The sequence below is a fragment of the Pseudoalteromonas sp. P1-26 genome (assembly GCF_001401795.1).
Lineage (GTDB): Bacteria > Pseudomonadota > Gammaproteobacteria > Enterobacterales > Alteromonadaceae > Pseudoalteromonas.
The window spans coordinates 1-25,526 of sequence record NZ_LKDX01000053.1 but is presented as its reverse complement, the minus strand read 5'-3'; the positions used below and the strand labels follow the sequence as shown (position 1 = coordinate 25,526).

The window sequence follows — 25,526 nt, the reverse complement described above, 5'->3', positions numbered from 1 at the left end:
CTAGGATCATCTGGTGATACAGATGGTTCACTCATTAAGCGGTGAACAGCGCTTCATACGACTTCACGTCGCACGCCCCTAAACGTGTTAACGTAATTACTCTATAGGTCGGCTTTGAGCGAAAAGCAGACATTGACCGTTAATCGTTTCAACGACGGCAATTAGCCATACGTTGCATGTTTGCTCCCTTACTGGTTTTACGATATCCAAAACCGACATAACGACCATTAAGCAAATACCAAAGTAAAATAGGTATGTGCTCCAATCATATAGCCAAAGAGGATAAAGCGTTAATAGCACTGCTACAGGCCCTAGAATGCTGAAGACAGCTCTGGTATGGTTTTTATTTTTGTGCCAGTTGTATAAGTTTACCAATAGTTCCAAAGATGCAAAAATAGGTAAAAGCGTATTTACAGCTATTCCTTCGAAGTGAGAGAAGAAGCCTAGTCCTAATGCCGATGCAAGTGACCTTAATGCAGGGAGGCAGGCCGTGCCGCTAGCCAAACGCCACTAGAGCCTACTCTGTCTAATATTTTATTTATCATTTGAAAGTCTATTGGTTGATATTACCATCATTCTAAACTCCGTATACAAGTACGGAGTCAATCATTTTAATGAGTCAATTATGGGGCAATGTGTTGGATCTTCGTTTTGCATACAGGTATTTGTCATACCCACAATTACTTTCTCTAAACGTTGAAGGTCATTAATTTTGTCTCGAATGATTGCTAACTTTTGTCGGTTTAATAGCTCAACTTGAGCGCAGTTGCTGTCCATAGACATTAGCGATTTTATTTCTCTTAACGTAAAGCCGAGCGCTTTGGCTTTTGTGATAAACCTAAGTTGTCCTGCTATTGATTCGTCATATTGTCTATAACCAGATATTGGTTTTTCAGGTTGTGTAATCAGTCCTTCTCGTTCATAAAAACGAATGGTTTCTACATTTAAATTTAATGATTGTGCTAATTTGCCAATGGTTTTCATTATTGCCTTTGTGAATACTACTAATCTAAAGTTATATTTAGTTCAACTATCTAATGACTTGATAATGCCACAGACTTCAATTGTACCGTCAGACCCGCAAGAGCTTGCCATTAGTTTTAACTCTTTTTTGAGTGCATTCAATTCCTTCATTCGTTGATTAACTAAAGTTAGTTGCCGATCAATTAATGCATTTACACTAGAGCAACTCTCCTCTGGCTTGTTTTTTAATTCAATGAGTCGCTTAATATCATTAAGCGGAATATCTAAACTTCGACAATGCTTTACGAACTCTAGCTCTTTAAATGCCTTATTAGAATACAACCTGAAATTCCCTTCAGTGCGATCAGGATCTGACAGCAAGCCCTCCTTTTCATAATATCGGATGGTTTGTACTGAATACCCCGATGTTTTCGATAACTCACCAATTTTCATAAAATTTCCAAATAAACTTGACCCTATAGTCACTATAGGATTTATAGTTAGAGCATACAAGTTAATCGGAGATGAAAATGAGCGATTGTGGGTGTGAAGTTGAGCTAAAAGATAACCAGCAAAAAACGGTGCTTTATTGGCTTCTGGCTATCAATGCCTCGATGTTTGTTTTTGAAATTGGCTTTGGTTGGTTATCAGAATCAACGGCTTTAATTGCAGATTCGTTAGACATGCTAGCGGATGCAATCGTCTATGCAATTGCACTATACGCGGTGGGAAAGTCAATCCAACATAAGGCTAATGCTGCTTTAGTGAGTGGCTATTTCCAACTGGGGTTAGGCGTGCTAATTCTAATGGATATTGCTAGAAGGCTGTATGGTGAAAGTGAGCCTCACTCTTGGTTTATGATTGGCGTAGGCATGGTTGCTTTAGTTGCAAATGTGATTTGTCTCATCCTTATTCGAAAGCACAACAACGATGAAGTACATATGAGAGCTAGCTGGATATTTTCAGCGAATGATGTAATTGCAAATCTTGGTGTCGTTATCGCAGGCATACTCGTTATGGTGCTGAAACAGCGTTGGCCTGATATCGTCATTGGTAGCATCATTTCAATGTTAATTCTTCGAGGCGCTTACCGAATACTAAGCGATGCTAAACAAGAATTAGCTGTTGCTGAGAAAACACGTTAAACACCAAATGAAGATAAACAATCAACCTTTGGTTGTTCAAAGTAAGGAAACATCAATGAATAGCAAATATCTAGAAAAAACCAAGATAGTAAATTTTGAACACTCTACAATTCAATCATTAATTTCTGAGCGTAATTGGCAAGAACTCGATGACTTCAACAAAATTGGTGCAGCCTACCAATTTGTTAAAGATGAAATATTATTTGGTTACAATGAGAGTGATGATATTTCAGCAAGCAGTGTTTTAGCCGATGGTTACGGACAATGCAATACCAAGGGTAACTTGCTGATGGCTTTGTTACGAGGATTAGGTATTCAATGTCGTTTTCACGGCTTTACTATTGAGCAGCGATTACAAAAAGGAGCTATTCCAACTTATGTATTTTGGTTAGCACCTAAATATATCATTCATAGTTGGATTGAAGTTTATTTCAAGGATCGTTGGATAAACTTAGAAGGCTTTATATTAGATGAACAATATTTAAGTTCACTACAGCACAAATTTAGTCAAATAAAAAACGAATTTTGTGGTTATGGTGTTGCAACAAAGTGTTTCTCTTCGCCAGATACAGATTGGCGTGGTCAAGATACCTATATACAAAAAGAAGGTATTCATGATGATTTTGGTGTTTATAATTCCCCTGATGAGTTTTATCTCGAAAAAGGAACTAACTTATCAGGAATCAAACGTTGGATGTATCAACGAGTGATCCGTCACTTTATCAATTTTAACGTAGTCAATGTAAGAAATTTAAAAGTTCTTGAGGTGGAAAATGCACAATCATAGCCATAGCCATTCGCATGGAAAAGACGACCGTATAGGTTGGACATTTTTCCTTAATGTTTCATTTACTATTATCGAATTTATTGGTGGTTGGCTAACCAACAGTACCGCTATTATGGCTGATGCTGTACATGACCTGGGTGACAGTTTATCTATAGGATTCGCTTGGATACTGAGTCGTTTCTCGGATAAAGAAGCATCCGATAGATTTAGCTATGGCTATCGTCGTCTTACCCTGTTTGGCGCATTAATTAACAGTATTGTATTAGTTATTGGTTCTGTCTGGGTGCTATTTGAAGCAATACCAAGATTATCTAATCCTGAAATGCCAATGGCTGAAGGAATGTTGGGTCTTGCATTACTTGGGGTTGCTGTTAATGGGTATGCAGTATTTAAACTAAAAGCGGGTAAAACGCTGAACGAAAAAGTACTTACGTGGCATTTGCTTGAAGACGTACTTGGCTGGGTTGCAGTCCTAATTGTTTCTATCGTGCTGCTTTTTGTAGATCTACCAATATTAGATCCTTTGCTTTCTATAGGCTTTACACTGTTTATATTGTTTAACGTTTTGAAAAACCTGAAAACAACATTGGCACTATTTCTTCAAGCTACACCTGATGAAGAAGTGCAGAATAATATTGAAAAAGCGATAAAGGCTATACCTGAAATTAATGGGATTCATCATATGCACTTTTGGTCATTAGACGGGGAAAGTCACGTATTAACTGCTCACCTAGAGTTAGCCCATAACTTTGAGGTTGATAAATTAATTAGGCTAAAACAACAAGTGGCTAAGGAACTTTCTTCTTATAATTTATCTCATACAACCATTGAGTTTGAGTTTCCTCAAGAAACTTGCCGTGACGAGCATGAAAAACATGCGCATGGCTAGTTTAGAAAACCTTTTTTTGATATTATAATTTTTCATATTTAAGTAGGTGTTTATTTTGAAATTCAATGTTGCGTTAAAAATACTATTAGTCGTTTCGATTGTTTTGCAATCGTTAACTGCTGTTGTATCCGCAACACCTGAGAATCACCAAATAGATATAGAGCACCTTCAAATTCAACATGATCATGCAGATGATCGAAATGTCTCAAATGATAATGTAGGTGATGAGCAGCATAATGAAAAAGATTGTCATCACTGCGGACATTGCAGTGGCAGCCACTTATCTTGGATTTTAGTCAGTAATTCAAATACCACGGGCAAACTAAACATTATCAATAAAACGCCTTATCAAATTGATCAAACAAGTACCTTTCTTGAAGCGATACTTCGTCCGCCCATTTCTTAATTAGATTAATTTTTAATGACCTATTTATCCTTTAATAATGGATAAAGGTTTCGTGTTTATTAATTTTAAAATTAAGAATTTTTATGTATATATATTTAAAAAATGCAGGTTTAGTCCTGTCTTTATGTATGGCTGTGAGTTTTTCAGTTGCCACTTATGCCAAACAGAAAAGTATTTCATGGCTAGATAGTCAAATAAATAAAGATCCCGAAGTTGTTGCGGCTAAAGAGTTACTTAATGCAAGTAATCATAGAGCCAAGAGCTTAACTAAAGCCGTATATAACCCAGAGCTTGAAGCAAGCTATGAAAAAGAGGGTGATTTTGATAATTATTCTATTGGTATCAGTCAAACGATTGATTTTTGGGATAAGCAATCAGCAAATAAAAGCATTGGTGAAATTGGTGTTTATGCAAACCAGCAACAATTGTTATCTCTACTCGATTCTAAAAAGGCTAACGCTTTAACTGCAATAGTTAATTGGCAAGCAGCAAAAAAGGTGGCTCAGTTACTTTCAGTAAGAGAAAATCAATTACAAACGCTCGTTGGAATTATTGAAGATAAGCGAAAAGCAGGACTTTTAGAGCCACTTGACGCTGAACTGGTTTATTTAAACTTGTCCCAAGTTTTCAGTGAAATATCTGAGTCGCAAATTGCTTTGAAAAATGCAGAGGTAAATGTTCAGGAGTTATTGCCTGATTGGACGCCTAATACTACCAATTTGTTTTCATTTACTTTTGGAGCAACAAACTATTCATTTAACTCTCAGTGGGTTGAGGAACATCCAAAAGTTAAACTCGCTAGAGCGCAATGGAAGATAAAACAATCTAAAGCTCAACTAACCACTATGGAATCTAAAGCCAATCCAACCATTGGAGTTAACGCAGGGAAAAGTGGAGATGAAGACTTGATTGGCGTGACTTTCTCAATGCCTTTAAATATCAGAAATAACTATTCAGATACTGTTAAAGCCGCTTATTCAGAAGCAATTGCAGCAGAGGCTAACTTTCGGTCGGTTTATCGAAAGCAGTCATTTGAAGCAAAAGCTAATTATGAATCGCTTATTGTCAGTAAAAAATATTATGAGCAATGGCAAAAACTGACAAAAGGCAGATTAGATAGCAGCGAAAACTTATTAAATAAGCGCTGGGAAGCTGGTGACATTAATACTTCTGACTACTTACTTGCATTAAATCAACGTGCGGAAGGGCTTCATGCAGGAATACGTTTGGAAAATCAATTCAAGCTTGCAGAAATATCCTTCATTTTAAGTATGGGTCAGTTATCCAAATTTGAGATTTGAGCGCTTTGTTTTTTCAGTAGCGAAAAACGAAATCTTAAATTTATTAAAAATATAGGTTACAAAAATGAATACAGTAATTAGTAAAAAATTTTTAGCCGTAGTAATTAGCTGCCTGTTAGTTGGGTTTACTACAAATCATGATGCTTTTGCACAGTCGTCAGATGGAACTGGTTCTGTCACAAACGTTTCGAAACAAGAAGAAAAAGAACATCAAGATGAGCATGAACACGAAAAGGGACATGAAGAAGATAAAGGTGACCATGACGAGCACGGCCATGAAGGTGGTAATAAAGAGGGAGAAGAAGGACATGAAGAAGGTATCACTATTGATCCAAAGAAGATGTCGCTTGCTAACATTAAAGTGGAAAGTGTTAAGCCTGAATATCAATTTAGCACCGTATATGCACCAGGCGAAATAAAAGCTAATGGCTATAAAAGTTATGTGGTATCGCCACGTACAGAGTCAGTCATTATTAGTCGCCATGCAGCGCTTGGAGAGCATGTAGAAATAGGTCAGAAGTTAGTTACATTATTTAGTGAAGCAATGGCACAAGCACAGGCTGACTATTTAATCGCTTCAACCGAATGGCAACGTGTGAAAAAGCTGGGTAACAAGACGGTGAGTGAAAGTAGATTATTACAAGCAGAGACTACATACAATGCGAGTTACGGGAAGCTTATTGCTTTAGGGTTAACTGAAAAAGCAATAGATGGCATTTCTAACAAAGACATAAAAGCGTTTGGGCAATATACATTAATTGCTCAGCGTGAAGGGGTTGTACTTCAAGACGATTTTATCCAAGGGCAACGTGTTGATGCTGGTGATTCAGTAATGTTGTTAGCAGATGAAAAACAACTATGGGTTGAAGCAAAAGTTTCTCCAAATAAAAAGCTAAATTTATCAATTGATTCTCCTGCGGTACTTAAATTAGAAGGCCAGAGTTACAATGCCAAAGTTATCCAAGAAGCCCATACAATTGACCCTATTACTCGTACTCGAATTATTAGGTTAGGAGTAGATAATTCGGATGATAATCTTCATTCAGGCATGTTTGTAAAAGTTTACTTTCAGTTTGCCACAAAGCAGAAAGTGATGGCTGTGCCAGAAGAAGCATTGATCCGCAGCGCAGATGGTGATTGGACAGTATTTGTCGAAGACCACCCTGGAGAATTTAAAGCTGTAGAAATAGAACTAGGCCGAGCCTTAGGTGGTTTTAGAGAAATCATTGGCCTTGATAGTGGAACGCGAATTGTAACTAAAGGCGCATTTTTTGTTGCGTCTGAAATCGCTAAAGGCGGATTTGATCCGCACAACCACTAGGGAGCAAGACTATGTTTAATAAAATAATAGATTGGTCTGTTAATAATAGACTCCTGATTTTGATTGCGCTGTTTGCCACTATGGTTGGTGCAGTTATGGTGATCCCAAAATTAAATTTGGATGCCTTTCCTGATGTTACTAATGTTCAAGTTGCTGTAAATACTGAAGCGCCAGGACTGGCTGCTGAAGAAGTTGAACAACTCATTACGTACCCCATTGAAGCGGTAATGTATGCCCTACCTGATGTAGAACAAGTGCGCTCAATTTCTAAAACAGGCTTGTCTGGCGTTACGGTTGTTTTCAAAGAAGGCACCGACATTTACTTTGCAAGACAACTCGTATTTGAGCGTCTTCAAGCCGCAAAAGAACTGATACCAGAAGGTGTTGGGACACCCGAAATGGGACCAAACACCTCTGGGCTGGGCCAAGTATTTCAGTATCTTCTTATTTCAGATAAAGGTGCAGGTTATGATGCTATGGCGCTTCGAAGCCTTAACGATTGGATTGTTAAGTTACTCGTTATGCCTGTCGATGGAGTCACTGATGTATTATCTTTTGGTGGTAATGTTAGGCAATACCAAGTCAATGTCGATCCATCTAAGCTCTTAGCATATGAACTAACGCAAGAAGACGTTGTTGGTGCCCTAGATAACAACAATGCGAATGTTGGCGGATGGTACATGAACCGTGGGCAAGAGCAGCTTGTGATTAGAGGCACAGGCTGGTTTGAGAGTGGTGAGGCTGGCATCAGTAATATCAAACAAGTTCCCGTTAAAACAGTAGATGGTACGGTTGTTACGGTTTCAGATATTGCTAAAGTTGAAATGGGCAGTGAAATTCGTCAAGGTGCTGTCACCATGACGCGCAAAACCGAAGACGGTAAAGTCGAAAATTTAGGCGAAGTTGTCTCTGGCATTGTCTTAAAACGCATGGGTTCAAATACTAAAGCCACCATTGATGGTATCAATGCAAGAATTCCATTAATTAATCAAGCATTGCCAAAAGGTGTTCGCTTTGAGCCTTTTTATGATCAGGCTGATTTGATTGAAAAAGCGGTAAATACAGTGGTTGATGCACTATTACTAGCATTTATTTTCATCTGTATTGTATTAGCACTATTTTTAATGAATTTACGTGCAACCTTCTTGGTATTAATATCTATTCCAATTTCAATTGGTATCGCGTTAATGATCATGGCTTGGTGGGGCATTTCTGCAAACCTTATGTCACTGGGTGGCATAGCGGTCGCTATTGGTATGCTTGTAGATGGCTCAGTGGTTATGGTTGAAAATATGTTTAAACATTTAAATAGACCTGACGCGACACATTCGAAATCGGTAAAGGAACGTGTTCCAACTTCTGACGCAGATCCGCACGATGTAGAACACGATGAGCACGGCATTAAATTACGTCTGCAAAATGCAGGTAAAGAAGTGGCTCGTCCCGTCTTTTTTGCTGCCTCGATTATTTTAGTCGTATTTGCGCCATTGTTCAGCTTTGAAGGGGTTGAAGCAAAGTTATTCCAACCTATGGCAATAAGCATCATCTTAGCCGTTGTATCTGCGATTGTGGTTGCGTTGTTTATCGTACCTGCACTGGCAACTTATTTATTTAAGTCAGGTGTAAAAGAGAGGGAAAGCTTTGTTCTTAGGCCATTAGACAAACTCTACAGAAAAGGGCTTACATTCGCACTAAAACGCACCAAGTTAGTCATTTCAGCCGCACTTATATTAGTTTTCTCTGCCTTTGCATTAGTTCCATTAATTGGTACTGAATTTGTACCTGAGTTAGAAGAAGGGACGATAAACTTAAGAGCAACGCTGGCACCTTCTTCCAGTTTAGATACCGCGCTCACTGTGGCACCAATTCTAGAAGAAAAACTAATGGCTTTTCCTGAAGTAACCTATGCATTAAGCCGAATTGGTCGAGCCGAAATAGGTGGAGATCCAGAGCCTGTGAATAACATAGAAATTTACATAGGGTTGAAGCCTGTTTCTGAGTGGACCAGTGCATCTAATCGATATGAACTTCAAGGGAAAATGGAGAGATCTTTAGAGGAGTTTCCTGGCTTACTACTAAACTTTTCTCAACCTATTGCGACTCGTGTTGATGAGTTACTATCTGGCGTAAAAGCTCAGTTGGCGATAAAGTTATTTGGCCCTGAGTTAGACGTTTTAGCAGCTAAAGGACAAGAGATCGAAGCGGCTATAAAGAGTGTTGATGGTGCAAGAGATGTTGCTCTTGAGCAAATTGCAGGTGAAGCGCAACTTGTCGTAAAACCTAATAGGCAAGAGCTATCGCGCTTTGGACTTTCAGTTGTTGATATAATGGAAGTTGTGCGAGATGGTATTGGAGGGGTTGAAGCTGGACAAATCATCAAAGGCAATGAACGTTATGATATTTACGTGCGTATTGAAGAAGAGTACCGACAAAATAAGGAAGCTATTTCAGATATTCGAATTCAGTCACCAACAGGCGCCTGGGTACGCTTAGGTGATGTTGCAACTGTTTCATTTGAATCAGGTCCTCCTCAAGTAAGGCGCGATGATGTTCAAAGGCGTGTCGTTATTCAAGCAAACGTTCAGAATAGAGATATGGGTAGTGTAGTAGCCGACATCAGAAAAGTTATTGCTGAGAAAGTTGACCTACCTTCAGGTTACTCGGTAGCAATAGGTGGCCAATTCGAAAGCCAGCAGCGTGCTCAAAGCAGACTAGCTATCGTTGTACCTCTATCTTTAGCGCTAATTGCATTGTTACTTTACTTTGCTTTTGGCTCTGTTGGTCAAGCTATGCTGATATTGGTCAACGTGCCGCTTGCTGTAATTGGCGGAGTTTTCTCCTTATATTTATCTGGACAATACTTGTCTGTACCAAGCTCCGTTGGCTTTATTACCTTATTTGGTGTAGCGGTATTGAATGGGGTCGTTATGGTAGAAAGTATCAACCAACGTATTAAAGACGGTCTAGAAGCATCTAAAGCCGTTTTTGAAGGCGCTACTTCAAGATTAAGACCTGTACTTATGACTGCTATAACATCAGCTTTAGGTTTGATACCGATGTTAATGTCTAATGGTGTTGGTGCAGAAATACAGCGCCCATTAGCGAGTGTTATTGTTGGCGGCTTGGTAACTGCAACACTGTTAACATTATTTGTTTTACCTGTTTTATATCGCTGGTTTTCAGAGAAAAAAATAAAAGAGCTATCCAGATAAAATTACTGTGAACTCTAACCCCACGCTAAAGTCACGTTTAGCGTGGGGTTATTGAGTAGATGAACGAAAAGAAAGATTAGATTTAACAATAAACTAATAGTCATGACTGCTTTGTCGGAATATTTGTCGTTAAACAGGCCAAAGCTAACTTCCGCTTTCGTATCTTTGCAGTCTTAATCTCTATGTGTCTCAAGGTCGGATTATGGCACAGACTGTGTGAAAACTCTGATCACCTTTTGGTCTAAGTATGTTCTGCTTATGATCTATTAATCTATACATTTAGTTCACTTAATATACTGATATTTATATAATTAGACTATTGATTCAGTTGAGGGTTGAGGCAGTATGTCAAAGTTTATAAGCGGTGAAAGTCGTGACCAATCAACGTTATTTCCAGAATCGTTGGAAGACTACGTCAGTGAAGATAATACGGTCAGAGTGATTGATGTTTTCATTGAGGAACTAAATCTAGCTGAATTGGAGTTTAAAGGGTTAACTTTAAAGTCCACAGGCCGCCCTAAGTATCATCCAGCCACATTATTAAAACTGTATCTTTATGGTTACCTCAACCGTATTCAATCATCCCGCCGATTAGAAACCGAATGCCAACGCAATATTGAACTGATGTGGCTACTTGGTAAGTTGGCACCCGACTTTAAAACGATTGCTGATTTTAGAAAAGACAACGGAGATGGTATAAAAAATGTGTGCAAAACGTTTGTTGAAGTCTGCCGTCGTCTGAATATGTTTGAGAAACCAGTTGTTGCCATCGATGGTAGTAAGTTTAAAGCTAGCAACAACAAAGGCAATAATTTTACGCCAAGCAAAGTTAAATTCCACATCGACCGAGTCGAAAAGAATATTGAACGTTACCTTGAATTACTTGATGAAGCCGATAAAGAGCAAGCTAACGTCACAAAAATTAAAGCCACAAAAGATAGGCTAGCTGACTTTCGCAGCCAGTTAAAAAAACTACACGAGATTAAAGAACAAGTTGAAGCTCATCCTGACAAGCAAATATCCACTACTGATCCTGATTCACGTTTAATGAAAACTCAAGGTTTTACAAGAGTTGTGAGTTATAACGTGCAAAGTGCGGTTGATACCAAGCACCACCTTATAGTGGCGCATGAGGTGACCAACGTGCCAGATAGAGGCCAGCTTGCGTCAATGACAAAACTCGCACAAAAAGCATTGCGCAAGGAAGATATAAGGGTATTAGCAGATAAAGGTTACTTCAGTCAGCCCGATATAAAAGATACTATCGATTTGGGTGCAGAGCCAATCATGCCCAAGACGGATACATCGTCCTCTGAAAAGAAAGGGATATTTAACCGCTCACTCTTCAAATACGATGCAAATAAAGATATTTACTTATGCCCCGCTGGTAATGAACTTCAAAATCGAATGCAGGTATTTGAGCAAGGTAAATACCTTGATGTTTACTTCAATCACATTGCTTGTCGAGATTGTAAAATAAGAAGTCAGTGCACTAACTCTAAAAAAGACCCTAGGCGAATAAGGCGGTGGGTGCATGAGATTCTGACAGAAGAAATGCTTCAAAAGCTAAAGAATGAACCTGAATTGATGCTTCATCGCAAGCAAACTGTTGAGCACCCCTTTGGCACAATTAAACTCTGGATGGGAGCTACCCACTTACTAACACGAGGTTTAAAAAGCGTGGGGACAGAAATAAGTCTTCATGTCCTAGCTTACAACTTCAGAAGAATGATAACAATTATGGGAGTTAACGGCCTAAGTAAAGCAATTAGAGTAGCGTTGCCATAGCAGTTTCGCTCGCGCGGAGAAAATTGCGATACTGAGAAAAAATCGATCGCAACCATCTTAAATGGTTTCAAACTAAGAACATACCCAAGACAATTTATTAAAAATTAGTTTTCACACAGTCTGGGCACATAGCCGTCCTTCGTCTCTAACGCGTTTATGTCCAAAAACAATTTTGGGGCTCAAATGATTTGGTTTCTCATACTTCAACTTACTTTAGTTGATGCAACTAGCTAATTCTTAACCTTTCCACCATTTCATTTAAAACTTTATATTGTATTTCCCTTAGCATACGTAACTCTAAAGCGCGTGTAGGAGTAGTTGGCATTTCTAGGACTTCTTTGTAAAGAATCTCAAATACACCTTGAATGTTTTTAACCATGGAATCTAAGTAAGTTGCAGCTCCCTTGCCTGGCATGCCAATTTCATTTGCAAAAGCCAAAACATCATCTCGCCTTAATTCATCAAATGTTTCTTTTCCATTTATCGGTATTGATAATTTTTGCTCAAGTGGTTTAGTCCCTTCTTGCACATATATTATCGTAGACAATAAATCATAAAATGGTGTCAGCTGTGGATCCCCATCCCCATAATAAAAGCTAATATTTTTTAGGTGTGCATCACCGTTTCCTATAAGAAAATTAAAAATAACCCAGCGATATAGCTTTATTGTATCTTGTGCCTTAGTCCGAACTTTGCCCAATATCTTCTTATAAGTTTCAACAGTTGAAGCTGCATATTTAAAATCTTTACCAAAACTCAACAGTTGACACGCATCAATAATGTGTCGACGCTCTTGATTCGGGTATTTACCATAACGGTCAAATCTTTCAACTAAATAGATAGGCTCAGGTACATACAATAACTCCACTTTTGGTACATCTATACCCATCATTTTAGCAAGCCTCATAACAAACCATTCATTACAAGTCGTTTGCCAATAATCATCAGGCTCTGAATGATCTGGTTTCAATATATGAGTGGAAGGCGTACCTGCATTACCTTCAAAAAAATCAGAGCCTTTTTTTATAACTAGCATTTTATATTGTGCCCCAGCGAGTGACATCCTACTACCTTTTCTCTTATTCAATGGTGCTTTAGGGAGAGCTTTTATCCTCTCTGAAAGAGCAGATAATTCTAGAGGCTCAGCACTTGGATCTGGCAAGACACCCCCCTTAGGCAACATTATTAAGGCACCAGCGGACTCAATACCTGACACTTCTAGTAATGCAAATGAATCGTAGTAGTCAACTTGCGCATCTTTTGCTAATAATTTGCGCGCGTTTTCTTCGGGTAAAAGATTATCAAAAAAGCTCTGAACAGGACGTTTAGTACCTGTATCTAACGTCATTTCATTTTGAATTGGTATATCCGGTGACAAGGAGAAGTTTTTATCTGAGTTAACCCACTCTTGTGAATATTCAAATGCCCAAAAACCATTCACATCCTTTAACTCACCCATTTTTTTTGTACTTACAAATACTGTGAGCGATCTATCCATTATCAACTATCTCACTAATGCGTTTGATTAGCTTCTTTTGCGCTGAAGTATCTGATGGAGGCAGCGCGAAGTCTATTTTCATTTCAATACCAAGTGACTCCATCAAATCAAATAACCTGCTAACGGACAATGAACCACTCCCCTTTTCAAAGTCACCTACCGTATTGATACTATTACCCGAAAATTCTCCAATTGTTTTTTGGTCTAACCCTTGGCTTTTTCTAACAGCTGATATTAATTTACCTAATTGCTTTGCTGAACTAACAGATATTTCCATTTTGATCACCAAAATTCACAGATATTTATGAATAATAGAGGGATATAATCAACAGGACAACAAATTCACAATACTTAGTGAAAAACCTAGAGTTGCAGTAAAAAAAGCAAAAATTCATAATATTTTGTGAAAATTTGAATTCATATAGATACTACAGATTGACTAGATAGACTCACAAGGAATAGAATAATAGGTGAAATTTAAGAAGGAACTTAAATAGGTTTTTATGTATGACCAAAATCAAAATTAATAAAATTAGAAGTTTATCCCATCTAATGGTTTTATTGCTTGTTACTTTTGCATTGATGCAAATTTCCACATCATTAACAATATTTACCTCAATTCTTGTTTTTATCTATTTGGCGTTCATTCTTTCCTCAACAGTTAAAGCTTATTCCCAAGGAATTTATTTTAAAGCTTTCAATACAGAGAAGTTCTATTCAGCAGAAGAGATTAAAGAAGGTGCAATTCCATTTCTTCTATATTACTGGAACGACAAAAATAGCTCATTAAAGTCATTATTCAAATGAAGATAAAGTGATCTAATCCAGTAAAACTGGACACTACATTAAGCTACGTTTAATTTAATTGTTCAATATTTAAAGTGCCACCAGCGAAACGTACAATCCCTTCCTTTTTCTGAAGCTCGTTACATTGACCCCGGTATTCTATGAAATTATCCAGAAGTTCAAGCAAGTATAGCTTGAAGCCAGATTCGGTGACCTAATCAAAAATCTCATCTTCAAGAGTCCAAAATGTTCCGCTTAGGCGGTCTTCGTCATCTTCCGCACGAAACACTCCCTCACCCGACACCTTCACAATGTCAGGGTGTTGTTTTGAAAGCATAGCCAAGCGAGTAGATTCAAAGTTTGGATCGAAATTAGGCATTATTAATTTTCCTTTTATCATAAATTCGATATATGTCAGACTATCAGCTTTTCCTTTTACAGCAGCCTCCTAAGTCTGAAAATAGTAAAAAAATCAGAGCAAATTGCGCACACGCTGAACAGAAAACATAAGAGGCACAAAGTGCCAAATTGATTACCTTAAGGCACATTACGTTCATTAAAGTAACCAGAATAGAACATTATTGGCTCAGTTATTTTAGAAGGGGCACGCCATGCGGGAGGACGCACGGCTAACTGAGGACGAAGCGCCGACGGACAATCACTGATCACGAAAAGGCCGGCTTAATGAGCATAAGAAGAGCGCATCAAATCCCTGACGGCTATCTGTCAAATTGCATGGGCATAGCCATGTTCCATCACAGCATTTTATCAGACCGGCGCGTATCTCTTACCGCTAGAAAAATCGGCACACCAATCTGCGAGAACAGCGCTAGGACCCAAAGCCCGTTGCTGACAATCGACGGTACGAGGGGATGAAAGGCTAGCACAACCAGCGCCATGACAATGCCGAACAGCCTCAGACCGGCGCTATGGTAGTTGTCGGCGGCATCAGCCACAGTTCGACGCAGCGCCCATAGCGAAGCTAAAAAAACCGCAAGGCCGACCGAGCCAAGCGCGGCGTAGCCGGGCGGATAAGGCTCCCACAGGCCGACGTAGACTTCTCCGGCCAGCGCAACGCCAATCGTCACCGCACTCCACAAAATCGCGATGTGAGCAAGCCAGTATCTCAGAAGCACGGCACTGGTGCGGCTCTTCGGTTTTGCATTGCCGGCGCAGTTGAAATAAGTCCAGGCCAGCGCGAAGAGGGACAAGCCGCCCATGGTCACATTGAACATCGTACCCGCGCTGACTTTGTAGACGCCCTTGTCGGCCAGCGTGACCACCAGCTTAAAGAAGCCTTCACCCAGCAAGATCAACATCAAAAGGCCGAAGCGCTCCGAGATGTGTCCGAGTTGAGGCACAAAGCGTTCGAAGCGGAGCGTGCCTACGCGCGGCAGCATGTACTGCAGCTGAATTGCTGCCACGCCGGCGGCAAACACCCAGTAGGCGACCGGTGTGGGCAAAAAAGCCGACAGTGCGAACACCCCGGCCAACACGAAAAAATTCCGCCCCTGTTCCTGCGCCAGCGTATTGCCCGCGTTGTCGGTACAGCGCGCCCGCCAGTAAAGATAGGCCGTCAGCGCCCGATTCAACGCATAGCCCAGCGCGAAATACGTCCAGCCTTCACCTCCCACGTCGGGAATTGCCGCCGCGATGGTCATCATCGTGACAATCTTAAGTGCCATCACCACTCGATGCGGCATGTCCGTGGAGATATACAGCGAATTATAGACCGAACTGTCTGCCCAGGCATAGAAAATCGCCAGGAACATTCCCGTAAACACCCAGAATCCTTGCCACCCCAGATGATGGGACAGGTAATTCCCCAGAATGAAAATTGTCACTACATGGACCAGATCGAAGAAAAGTTCCACCCAGTGCACGTGGTCGTGGGTTTCATCGACATCCATGTGATGGCGTGGTCGCCGCCAGAGAAGATCGTTAATTACCATACACTACCCCTTTGTCTTATTGTTCTGGCGGGGGTTCTCCCCCGTTTCTACGGACGGTTTAAAATGTTTGTAAACTACCTGTCTTGATTAGCTACTCTAAGTCGCATTCTTGGATTATGAAACCGCTCGATGTAAAAAAGTATATCGGCACAATGACCGACAGCACTCATGCTCCCCAATAAGTCGTTGCTTTTTTAAATACCGTTGATAATTGCCGCTGGTAAATTGCGTTCCACGATCCGAATGCAGTATTGCCTGTGTCGCTTCAGGACGTTGCCAGACAGCCATCTCCACCGCTCGCAGAACCATTTTTCTATCCTGTCGGTGATGTATTAACCAGCCTACAACGACATGGTTAAACAGATCCAGCACAACACACAGATAAAGTTTTCCTTCATCTGTTAATCAAGTACGACCACTATTTTACCAATCTGCTGATTTGACCCCAGATAGTGATGAGCTGCTACTATCTCTTCAAATTTAAAGCTTCGATCAATGACAGGCTTGAGTGTTCCTTCGGATAAACCCGAGTGGATAAATTGCTTTGCTCTGCGAAAACGCTCGATGTCTTTTATAACCTCAGTAAACACATACCCCCTAACTGTCAGACTTTTACGAAGTGCTATTTTTAAGGGAAAAGGAGTTGTTTCGGGACTTAATGCTCCGTGTACTATTATTGTTCCTTCAGGGCTCATTGCTTCAGCAATTTCAGCTATCTGCGGCCCACCGACAGCATCAAATGCGATTTTTAAATTGTTTGCTCCCAAGATGCTTTTCAAGCTATCCAGTAGCGGTTCTTCTTGGGTTGCAATCACATGGGCCGCGCCAGCCTTGAGCACAGCAGCCTTTTTAGCTCCTGTTAGAGTTGTAGCGATAGGGATACCTCCCAGAGAATTCACAATTTGAATCGCAGCCAATCCAACACTGCTCGATGCGGCGGTTATCAGTACTGCATCGCCTTTTTGCACGTTAGCAATTTCGACCAAAGCGCCATAAGCTGTCAGGTACTGCATCCAAGCTGCTGCGCCTTCAGCAAAGGTTAGCCCTGCTGGTTTGAGTGCCACATATTCACTTGGTACGACAATCTCTTCTGCGTAGCAGCCATTCTGAGAAAGCCCCATCTGAGGGACAATGCAAACCTCGTCCCCAAGGCGTAAATGATCTACCTCTTCCCCGATTTCAATGACTATCCCGGATGCTTCATAGCCGATTCGCGAAGGGAAGTCAGCCTTTTCTATATAGTTGCCTCGCCTAAACATGGCATCAGCACGATTGAGGCCAACAGCTTTGACCGCAATACGAACATCAGTGGCCTGCAAACTTGGACTCGCCAGCGAGTCAATAGTTAACACCTCGGGACCACCTAATTCATGGAAACGAACAGTTCGAACTAGTTTTCTTGGGCTCATATGCATCCTCAACAATGACCTTTTAAGCAATTACATCAATAACTACTTTACCCATAGACCCCAACTCTACGGCATTATGTGCATCCATTGCCGTGTCAAGGGAAAAGCGTAACGGATCGAGTAGTGGCTTAATTTGTCCAGCTTCAACGAGAGCCGTAATTTGCCGCAGAATGTCGCCATGATGTTTGCGCCCCTCTCCGCTGAGCTGTGGGTGTAACACAAAAATCGCTGACAATGTTGCAGAGCGCAATGACGACGGTGCCAGATTATGTGAGCTGAATGCAGCACAGCTTAAAATATGTCCATAATGTGCAATGATACCTAATGAGGCATCGAGTACAGAGCCACCGACAGTGTCGTAAACGATATCGAATCCTTTGCCTTGGGTGTATGCGTCCACGTAGTCAGCAGGGCTTACAGTGTGATAATCAATCGGCGTGGCACCAAGCGCCTTGAGCAGTTCTTGTTTTCCAGTCGATGCAGTGGCATAAACGTCGGCACCTAAGGCCTTAGCAATTTGCACAGCTAAATGTCCAACTCCGCCAGCTCCACCTTGGATAAGGATTTTCTGGCCCGCTTTAACATTCGCCTTGTCAACCAAACCTTCCCAAGCGGTAAGTGCAACCAGAGGTAAAGCCGCAGCTTCACGCATGGACAAATTTTTCGGTTTGAGAGCAAGTAACTCAGCATCTACGTTGGCATATTCAGCCAGTGATCCTTGCAATCCTCGCACTCCGCCAGTCAGACCATAAACTGCATCACCTACTGCAAAGTCGCTGACGCCGTCGCCGATAGCAACAATTTCTCCAGCTAAATCGGTGCCAAGTACTGCGAGTAATTCCGGCATGGCATAAGGAGCGATACCTTGGCGGATCTTGTAATCAATAGGATTGACTCCACTTGCAAATATTTTTACTTGCACCTGACCTGCTGATGGCGAGGGTAAGTTAATCAGGGCATCCCGGAATGCTGTACCCTCTTCATAGCTATCTAATACCAAAGCACGCATTTGTCTGTTTAACGCTGTCATCAATAACCTCACAAACTGAATATTCAGCGGGTGGTTAAATCACCCGCTGGTTAATAGGTCTTTTATTAAACGAATTAAAATTCTTGAACAGTTGGGCGCAGAACAATCTCGTTGATATCCACATCCGCAGGCTGCTCAATTGCGTATGCGATAGCACGAGCAACAGATTCAGATGGAATTTCATTTTGCTGATAAAAATCTTTTACAAAGGCTGCACCCTGAGTATCTGAACTTCCATGTTTTAATTCAGATTCGACTGCACCTGGTGAAATGATTGTTGAACGAATTTTACCCCCAACTTCATGGCGTAAGCCTTCGGCAATAGCGCGAACAGCGAATTTGGTTCCGCTATAAACCGTGCCGCCGGGACTGAATACTTTGACACCCGCTACGGATGAAATATTGATAAAGTGGCCTGTTCCCTGAGCCTGAAAAATCGGAAGTGCTGCGGCTACTCCATACAGCAGACCTTTAACGTTGATGTCAATCATGCGATCCCATTCGTCAACTCGAGTCTCAGCTAACGGTGCAATCGCCATTAACCCTGCATTATTGATAACCACATCAACTTTACCGAAGCGCTCTTGTGCAAGATTTACAAGGGCCTTCACTTCGTCCTGGCTAGTCACATCTGTCGCTTGAACGGCAACTTTTCCGCCTGCTGAGCGAATGTCAGCAGCAATAGCTTCAAGCTTCTCGATACGGCGGGCACCTAATACTACTGACGCACCAAGACTAGCCAGATATCTTGCTGTTGTTTCGCCTAAACCGCTGCTACCACCGGTGATAACAACGACTTTACTGCTGATATTGTTTGCTAAAACACTGCTCATAGTTAATATCCTCAAATCAGTTGAATGAATGACTCTGTCTAAATAACAAACAAATTATTACTTACCTTCAGAAATTAATAAATGGAAAAGTTTTAATTTCACAATTCCTAAAAATGGAATAGTATTAATGTATTCATATCAAAACTGAATGTGACTGTGATGCTTAACAGATTAGAAATGCTCCGGATATTTTGTACTGCTGCTGAGTCTCGCAGCTTTAAAGAAGCGGCTAACCGTCTGGGAATTTCTCCTCAGGCAGTGACACGAGCAGTGAAGGAGTTAGAGCAATTACAAGGGGAGCTTTTATTTCATCGAAATACTCGACACATACAAGTGACTATAGTTGGAGAAAAATTTGCTTTGATAGCAAAAGAACGCCTGCGCGCTGTAGATGAATTGTTTCAAACAAGCGCCCCTAACTCGGGTAATGAATTACAAGGGCGGGTTCGTATCGCAGCGCCTGTTGGTTTTGGTCATAAATGCTTAATGCCAGTATTACTGGAACTCTCAACAATACATCCTCAATTGGATATAGACCTGACACTCAGTGACGAGCGCGTGGATGTCGTTGACGAAAAAATAGATATCGGGATTCGTATCGGCTTCATGAGGGATAGTCGATTTATTGCCCGCCAGCTCACCAAAATTAATATGTATGTCGTGGCTTCGCCTGACTTAATAAATAGAGTGGGAAAGCCTGCGTCTATTGAAGATCTAAACCACTTGCCGGCTACAGGGTTAGTAGATCGCAATACGGGAAAGCTTTGGCCATGGGTTTTTTCCATGGACAGACAGTGGACCCCATCCATAACACGTTTTCGAAGTGCCGACACCGAAGCTGAATTAATGGCTATACAAAATGGACTGGGGTTTGCTCAAATTCCTGACTTTTTGGTCCAAGACTTATTACGCCAAGAGAAACTTGTGAGAGTGTTAGAAGAAGTCGAGCCGGTGCCTTGGGATTTATATATTTATCGCCCTCAACGTGGTCCAGTACCACAACGTATTCGATTGGTTTTTGATCACTTGGTGTCAAGATTGAGTGACCGCTAATGGCACATAAGTAATATTCATAAAGTGCGAATACTACATTAGCTCACTTGACTGCAAAAACTGTAACCAATGTCTTCAGGATGATACAAGCGAACTATTACACCGCTTAGGTTTTCTGGGTCGTAAAACACATCATCCAACCAAAGGTGCAAAGCAAACGTAATGCGATTCACCCATGGCAAAATTTTAATGTGCGACTGGCTTATAACGTAATCAAGTAAGGGATCAAATACACCATATTCGCTAAGCAACACTGGTACTTCAATCAATAAACCTGAATTATCTGTTTTAACTTGCGCAAGAACTTTGACTAACATGGTAACTAAACCAATTAGTGCGGGTGAGTTTTAGTAGATTAATATAAGAAGTGCTATTGATCTAATGAACTGAGATCTAGTTTTTTACTTTATCTAAGATAGGAATTAGTACAGATTAGTATAGTTTTGAATACTATAAATAAACCTTATACTTCAAACAACAACTCAGAAAAATAAATTTACCTAAGGATAAGAAATGAAAAAACCGGCCTAAAAAGGCTGGCTATTTCGCCCAGACCAGTGTTCGTAATACCAAACGTGGAGCATTGGACAGTGATATATTAATAAACCTACTAAATTCAAAAGTAAGTAAATTTACAACTTAGTATCAAGCGGTAATTCAGTGAAGCTCATGTCTTTTAAGTGATAATCGTATAAGTATTTACCTTTGTCTTTAGGGTTTTTGTGATACTTTTCGTTGTATTCGCTCTTGTCATTTTTTTTCCAATTTTCAATAAACAAATATCGCAGTTCACTAATATCCACACCATCATCAACCTGTTGGCCGGTAATAAATTTATGTATTTTTCCTTTGTGAATGACTATATGAGAACCTGCGTACATAGCCCAACTGTAATCCCAGTTACCTGATCCTAATTTTCTTGGGTGATACAAGTAAACATCATCCCCCATGTAACCGCTCATTAAATGCAGTGACACAGTTGTCCCTTTTGTTTCAAAAGTTACATATGCAGACTTATTTTCTTGATCATATGAAGAAACTCGACCAAGCCCAAGGTATTGTCCGCAGGTACTCAGAGCAAGAAGCAAATTTTCACATTGATTTTTGTTTTTATAGTTGATGATTCGCTGAATATTTGTTGTTCTTTCTGACTCTATTTCGAGCCCTTTCTTGGCAGCTATTTCATCAAGCTTTTTCGAAGCTCTAGCAATAATACCTTCAGGATTTGCAAGCACTGATTGGTCTACATTATCAACCTTAACAATAAATTGAGCGTTCTTAGCTAAAGGCTCGTTTTCAATGATCCTATCATTAATAGCTGTACTGGCTGCTCCAGTAAAATCTAACATTAACAGCTGACCTAGAGCCATTACACTCGATCCAGGTACTTTGCGAGTCCCTGACTTTCCGTCAGCACTATCCATAAACTTATTGCTGCCAGCTAAGCGCATTGTTGTTTTTGCAAATGAGTCATTCTCATTTGCTTGAAAGCTATCAAACACAATTGGCTCTTTTGTTGACGAACAAGCTGATAAAGTTAATGCCACGACGGAAGCTAAGGCTATTTTAGTTATATTTTTCATAGATTTTCTAGTTTGTCCCGAAAGTGACTCTATCGTACTTTATTATTTATATTGCGCAACTTTATAATCATTAATCATCATTAAGGAAGTAGCATGCCAATGGTCTCGGCACATATGAACAATCAATATCATCTGCATTTATTATACTTCTTGTTTCAATAGCTCTCTCAGCCAGTTCAGCGTCAACAGCTCTTTGTGTTGTTCTATCAACAGCGTTTTCTCGACCTTCATTATTAAGTAGTCGACCAGAACCAGTCAGCTTATCAAGGTCTTGATCAAAATCAGCAATACCAGACTCGATCATTATGTTAATCCATTCGCTTAAATCAATTTTATTCCAGTCCAAGTTAGACAGTTGTTCAGGGGTTAACCCCGGACAATTCCTTAATTTTGAACCATCAACTTCTTCTGTTGTATATTCTTCTAGGTCATGGCCAAGCATTGAGGATGCTTGTGCCATTATTATTCGAGATAGGATGGAGTCATAACAGCAATAATCTTGACGACGTAGATAGCAGACACCCAAAGCATCTTCAGCACAATATTTCTTTCCTACGGGAATGCATTGTTTCGTAGCAAGCCTAACTCCCATATCCATTTCATACTCGTGGCAAGCAGTGAGCAAATTTAAAGCTAGTTTAATATATTGATACACCATGTATGCAGCATATACATAACCAATTACCGCTACAGCTTGACTCGCTCCTTCTGATAGCACCACTGTAGATACTCCTTTTTCAACGGTTTTTTTCATTAATGCCTGCGCTAATTCCTCTGGAATCGAATCATAAACGTAGTTCATAACCATTTGCTGTAGTTCTTCAATAGCTTGATCCGATAAAATATCTATTGCGGCCCCAGATGCATCAACCACCTCCCCTGCTGCATTACCTGCCGCAGTACTTGCCGCATCAGTAAACACCGTAGAAACTGAAGACCAGGCGCTTGAAACAGCTTCACCAGCAGTTGTAGCTGCATTAGCAATAGGTTCTCTCAGACTCTGATAGCCGCCTACTACAGCATTGCCGGTTCCATCTAGGCCAGCTACAAATGCATCTGCTTGTAGCATGCCATAAGCAGCTCGTGCATATTCATAAATATCAACACCATCAGGAGCCTCACAACAGTCATTACCTAAACCGCTTGGCTCCCAAGAGCAAAATTTACCTTCACCTTCAAAAATAGTGCACGTTGATGGGTCTGTAGGATCTTCACAGTTCATCCCATCTTCCATATGCTGTATTACTGTAGCCATAGCAAGAACATCTGCGAATTGATCATTAACTTCACTATTTGATGTTTCACAATTCCCTCCAACACAAGGCAATGTAGCCGCACAGGTATTCTGTGTTACGGAGCTTGTTACAGTCGAAACAATTTCTTCATCACATTGATACTTAATTGTGTAAGCGAAGCAAATATCATCGGCGTCATCTCGCTCCCAAAGCCACCCTTCAGCACATGTTCTCTCAATTTCTTGGCATTGCGTATCAGTTTGGTAGGTAGTGCAGTGGTTTGGTTGAGATTCTATCTCATACCAGGAATAACATTGGAATTCATCTTCTATCCCTGCTGCTTTTTCTTCCTCTGTGGCTCTCCGAGTTAAAATACAGTAATCTTCACCTTTAGTAGGATCACAATTGTATCCATCAAGGTTAACTCTCCAAGTTTTATTTCCTGTATCACCATTATAAAAAGGAGGGACTGTTTCTAATATTTCTGGGGGTAATCCAACGCTACCAACTTCGATATTTGTATAGCTATCAAATTTACAAAAACCTTCAAACCGGCTTTCAGTACCACCACTAATAGTGTCTCTAAACCCTGCTAAGCCATTGCTTTCCTTAAGCTCACTTTCAATCGCATCATAGCAACCAGCTGGATACTGCTTGTTTTCCCCTACTTCACCAGTAAACCTGTATCTTACTTGAGCGTTCAAGATCCATTTTGTATCACCACCATCATCAGTTTTATCTTCAACTTGGAAAATACCTTTTAAACCATTTGCACATGTTGGCGCTTGCAACTCTCGAATCCAAGTACTTTCATCAATACTTCCATCTAGTGTGGTGTTAGGCCAAGCACCAAGGCTTACCCTATTAATATTAGTATTATTAACTGTGCAGAAATCTTCAAAACTTGGACCTTCAAATTTCAGCTCTGTTGCAATTGAATCGGTTGGGGCTATTGTCTTAGCAGTTTGCTTCTTTAGGTCAAATTCTACTGTTAAAAACTGCTTACCCTTACCCGCCATTTGCACTATTACGTCATAAGCAACTGGTGTAGCTCTTTCAACTTCGCAATATAAGCTATTGCTTGCAAGGGGTTGCATACATAAATGATTTGTTGATTGTGTTGATGTAAATTCACGTGTTATGTCAACTGACTCATCTGTACATGACGATAACCATGATCCGGTACCGTCAAGGGCATCATTAACTTCATTAAATCCGTAATTGAAAATACTGCTTCTGGGGTTTATTTCTGGGAGTTTATTGTCATTCTGAATTGATTGAATTGTTTGGTATACAGTTGCATCACTAGCAGTGTCAGTTTTCAAACTGTTTATTTTAGTGGTTCCTGAAGCATAAAACTCTGTCTCATTACCATAGTGACTGTCTGCCTCAAATGTTGTTTGAGAGTGATTTAGCTCTGAGCTAGTGTACTCGTTTTGATTAGAAACATGCTCAGTAACTTTTGATTCATCAATAGTCCCAACATAATTACCACTATCATCTTTTGTAAGCGAAACTCCTCCATTACTATAATTTGTAATTAAACCTCCACTAGCATTAGTCGATGGAACAACAGCTGACTTTGACATGTCTCTCGCAACATTTACGCTATCTTCAATCTGCTGCTGTGCATTGTCTCCATAATTACCATAAGCAGACAAATCAACTGTTCTAGATGTCTGTGGGGTTAGGTAGTATTTTTGAATTATCTCATTTTCTCGATTTGGATTTATGACTGTTTGATGTGGGTATTTTAATAACGTTTGATTTAAACGTTGATCATCGGAGCGGTTATTTGTTGGATCATCAGTTTTGTATTTTTGCTGAATTTGGTCAAACCGTTCCTGTGCAGCAATAGCTGTTTCAAATGGAGTGGCAATCGATAGTAACCCAGCCCATACCCCAATTACTGATACAGCAATGGTTTGACCAACCATGCTTGCAATGATTGTATATCCGGTTAATTTTTTCTTAAAACACTTCATTAAACATAGAGCCATGACTATTGATTTGAAGATATTTTAAAATCTATATTTCCATCTAAATCCTAATTTTCATTAGATTTTTAATTAAAATTTGCTCAATTAAAGCCACCTGATAGAGTAAAAAGGCTCAGAGGTGCCTTTGCTCCATTATCATTTGATATACATGCCATGATCTATAGTGAGGATGCCCCTACACTAGAAAAAGAACTTCACAGAAGATTTGAGAGAGCAAGTAAACAAAGTAAATCCCAGAAAAGAGTTTGTGAACTACTCGCGCCTAAAGGCATCGAGCTTCCAAGATAATAGCCTAAGCTACTAACCTTTCTTTTTTGACGCTTCGTTGGACACCG

At 40.2% G+C, this 25,526-nt stretch carries 24 protein-coding genes and 1 pseudogene; 11 read left to right on the top strand and 14 right to left on the bottom strand.

What is annotated here, in order from left to right; genetic code table 11:
* Positions 1-96 precede the first annotated feature (96 nt).
* From AN394_RS21770 to AN394_RS18455, 3 genes are all read right to left on the bottom strand, one after another.
* Positions 97-504 carry a MerC family mercury resistance protein gene (locus tag AN394_RS21770; RefSeq protein ID WP_235374293.1) on the bottom strand — a complete coding sequence of 136 codons (408 nt, stop codon included), beginning with the start codon at positions 502-504 and terminating at the stop codon, positions 97-99.
* A 102-nt stretch (positions 505-606) separates the two neighbouring features.
* The gene (locus AN394_RS18460) at positions 607-984 is read right to left on the bottom strand and encodes a MerR family transcriptional regulator (RefSeq protein WP_004588890.1); all 378 of its coding nucleotides are present in this window, start codon (positions 982-984) and stop codon (positions 607-609) included.
* Between the two features lie 42 nt (positions 985-1,026).
* Complete coding sequence (locus AN394_RS18455; protein ID WP_004588889.1) at positions 1,027-1,416, bottom strand: Cd(II)/Pb(II)-responsive transcriptional regulator; 390 nt, start codon at positions 1,414-1,416, stop codon at positions 1,027-1,029.
* A gap of 77 nt (positions 1,417-1,493) precedes the next feature.
* On the opposite strand from AN394_RS18455, the gene AN394_RS18450 reads away from it, so the two are divergent.
* The 8 genes from AN394_RS18450 to AN394_RS18415 all read left to right on the top strand — a co-directional run bounded on the left by AN394_RS18450 (position 1,494) and on the right by AN394_RS18415 (position 11,812).
* Positions 1,494-2,108 carry a cation transporter gene (locus AN394_RS18450; RefSeq protein WP_004588888.1) on the top strand — a complete coding sequence of 205 codons (615 nt, stop codon included), beginning with the start codon at positions 1,494-1,496 and terminating at the stop codon, positions 2,106-2,108.
* Between the two features lie 55 nt (positions 2,109-2,163).
* Positions 2,164-2,895, top strand: coding sequence for a transglutaminase family protein (locus AN394_RS18445; RefSeq protein ID WP_004588887.1), 732 nt, complete (start codon positions 2,164-2,166; stop codon positions 2,893-2,895).
* Positions 2,882-3,784 carry a cation diffusion facilitator family transporter gene (locus tag AN394_RS18440; protein ID WP_004588886.1) on the top strand — a complete coding sequence of 301 codons (903 nt, stop codon included), beginning with the start codon at positions 2,882-2,884 and terminating at the stop codon, positions 3,782-3,784. Before AN394_RS18445 ends, AN394_RS18440 begins: the two co-directional genes overlap by 14 nt.
* 55 nt (positions 3,785-3,839) lie before the next feature.
* Positions 3,840-4,190, top strand: coding sequence for a hypothetical protein (locus AN394_RS18435; RefSeq protein WP_004588885.1), 351 nt, complete (start codon positions 3,840-3,842; stop codon positions 4,188-4,190).
* An 83-nt stretch (positions 4,191-4,273) separates the two neighbouring features.
* Positions 4,274-5,491, top strand: coding sequence for a TolC family protein (locus AN394_RS18430; protein WP_008468875.1), 1,218 nt, complete (start codon positions 4,274-4,276; stop codon positions 5,489-5,491).
* Positions 5,492-5,555: 64 nt separating this feature from the next.
* A complete protein-coding gene (locus AN394_RS18425; protein ID WP_055022223.1) occupies positions 5,556-6,812 on the top strand; it encodes an efflux RND transporter periplasmic adaptor subunit in 1,257 nt (418 codons plus the stop codon).
* Between the two features lie 11 nt (positions 6,813-6,823).
* Positions 6,824-10,024, top strand: coding sequence for an efflux RND transporter permease subunit (locus AN394_RS18420; protein WP_055022222.1), 3,201 nt, complete (start codon positions 6,824-6,826; stop codon positions 10,022-10,024).
* A 345-nt stretch (positions 10,025-10,369) separates the two neighbouring features.
* Positions 10,370-11,812, top strand: coding sequence for an IS1182 family transposase (locus tag AN394_RS18415; protein ID WP_004589456.1), 1,443 nt, complete (start codon positions 10,370-10,372; stop codon positions 11,810-11,812).
* Positions 11,813-12,038: 226 nt separating this feature from the next.
* Here AN394_RS18415 and AN394_RS18410 read toward each other — a convergent pair whose 3' ends face one another.
* Complete coding sequence (locus tag AN394_RS18410; protein WP_235576282.1) at positions 12,039-13,310, bottom strand: HipA domain-containing protein; 1,272 nt, start codon at positions 13,308-13,310, stop codon at positions 12,039-12,041.
* The gene (locus AN394_RS18405; RefSeq protein WP_055022221.1) at positions 13,303-13,587 is read right to left on the bottom strand and encodes a helix-turn-helix domain-containing protein; all 285 of its coding nucleotides are present in this window, start codon (positions 13,585-13,587) and stop codon (positions 13,303-13,305) included. The genes AN394_RS18410 and AN394_RS18405 overlap by 8 nt, the downstream gene beginning before the upstream one ends.
* Before the next feature lie 230 nt (positions 13,588-13,817).
* Between AN394_RS18405 and AN394_RS18400 the strand changes: the two genes are divergently transcribed.
* Entirely contained in the window at positions 13,818-14,117 is a 300-nt protein-coding gene (locus AN394_RS18400) for a hypothetical protein (protein ID WP_036973809.1), read from the top strand.
* Between the two features lie 193 nt (positions 14,118-14,310).
* Here the strand turns inward: AN394_RS18400 and AN394_RS22350 are convergent, their stop codons facing one another.
* From AN394_RS22350 to AN394_RS18375, 6 genes and pseudogenes are all read right to left on the bottom strand, one after another.
* Positions 14,311-14,475, bottom strand: coding sequence for a hypothetical protein (locus AN394_RS22350; RefSeq protein ID WP_235576281.1), 165 nt, complete (start codon positions 14,473-14,475; stop codon positions 14,311-14,313).
* Between the two features lie 376 nt (positions 14,476-14,851).
* Positions 14,852-16,048, bottom strand: a complete 1,197-nt coding sequence (locus AN394_RS18390; protein WP_055022220.1) for a low temperature requirement protein A — start codon at positions 16,046-16,048, stop codon at positions 14,852-14,854.
* Between the two features lie 74 nt (positions 16,049-16,122).
* Positions 16,123-16,450, bottom strand: a pseudogene (locus AN394_RS21765) (transposase); the annotation flags it as partial.
* On the bottom strand, positions 16,450-17,457 hold the full coding sequence (locus AN394_RS18385; protein ID WP_055022224.1) for a zinc-dependent alcohol dehydrogenase family protein: 1,008 nt from the start codon (positions 17,455-17,457) through the stop codon (positions 16,450-16,452). The gene AN394_RS18385 and the pseudogene AN394_RS21765, both read right to left, overlap by 1 nt.
* Before the next feature lie 22 nt (positions 17,458-17,479).
* Positions 17,480-18,487: a zinc-dependent alcohol dehydrogenase family protein gene (locus tag AN394_RS18380; RefSeq protein WP_055022219.1), complete on the bottom strand. Its 1,008-nt coding sequence runs from the start codon at positions 18,485-18,487 to the stop codon at positions 17,480-17,482.
* A gap of 74 nt (positions 18,488-18,561) precedes the next feature.
* Positions 18,562-19,320 carry an SDR family oxidoreductase gene (locus tag AN394_RS18375; RefSeq protein WP_036973805.1) on the bottom strand — a complete coding sequence of 253 codons (759 nt, stop codon included), beginning with the start codon at positions 19,318-19,320 and terminating at the stop codon, positions 18,562-18,564.
* A gap of 159 nt (positions 19,321-19,479) precedes the next feature.
* On the opposite strand from AN394_RS18375, the gene AN394_RS18370 reads away from it, so the two are divergent.
* On the top strand, positions 19,480-20,373 hold the full coding sequence (locus tag AN394_RS18370) for a LysR family transcriptional regulator (protein WP_036973804.1): 894 nt from the start codon (positions 19,480-19,482) through the stop codon (positions 20,371-20,373).
* 38 nt (positions 20,374-20,411) lie between these two features.
* On the opposite strand, the gene AN394_RS22185 is transcribed toward AN394_RS18370, so the two are convergent.
* From AN394_RS22185 to traN, 3 genes are all read right to left on the bottom strand, one after another.
* On the bottom strand, positions 20,412-20,690 hold the full coding sequence (locus tag AN394_RS22185; RefSeq protein WP_055022218.1) for a hypothetical protein: 279 nt from the start codon (positions 20,688-20,690) through the stop codon (positions 20,412-20,414).
* 315 nt (positions 20,691-21,005) lie between these two features.
* Positions 21,006-21,956, bottom strand: coding sequence for a hypothetical protein (locus AN394_RS18360; RefSeq protein WP_138602614.1), 951 nt, complete (start codon positions 21,954-21,956; stop codon positions 21,006-21,008).
* 70 nt (positions 21,957-22,026) lie between these two features.
* Positions 22,027-25,176: a conjugal transfer protein TraN gene (gene traN, locus AN394_RS18355; protein ID WP_161805761.1), complete on the bottom strand. Its 3,150-nt coding sequence runs from the start codon at positions 25,174-25,176 to the stop codon at positions 22,027-22,029.
* Positions 25,177-25,335: 159 nt separating this feature from the next.
* Here traN and AN394_RS22535 point away from each other — a divergent pair, with 159 nt between their 5' ends.
* A complete protein-coding gene (locus AN394_RS22535) occupies positions 25,336-25,479 on the top strand; it encodes a hypothetical protein (RefSeq protein WP_348535099.1) in 144 nt (47 codons plus the stop codon).
* Positions 25,480-25,526 lie beyond the last annotated feature (47 nt).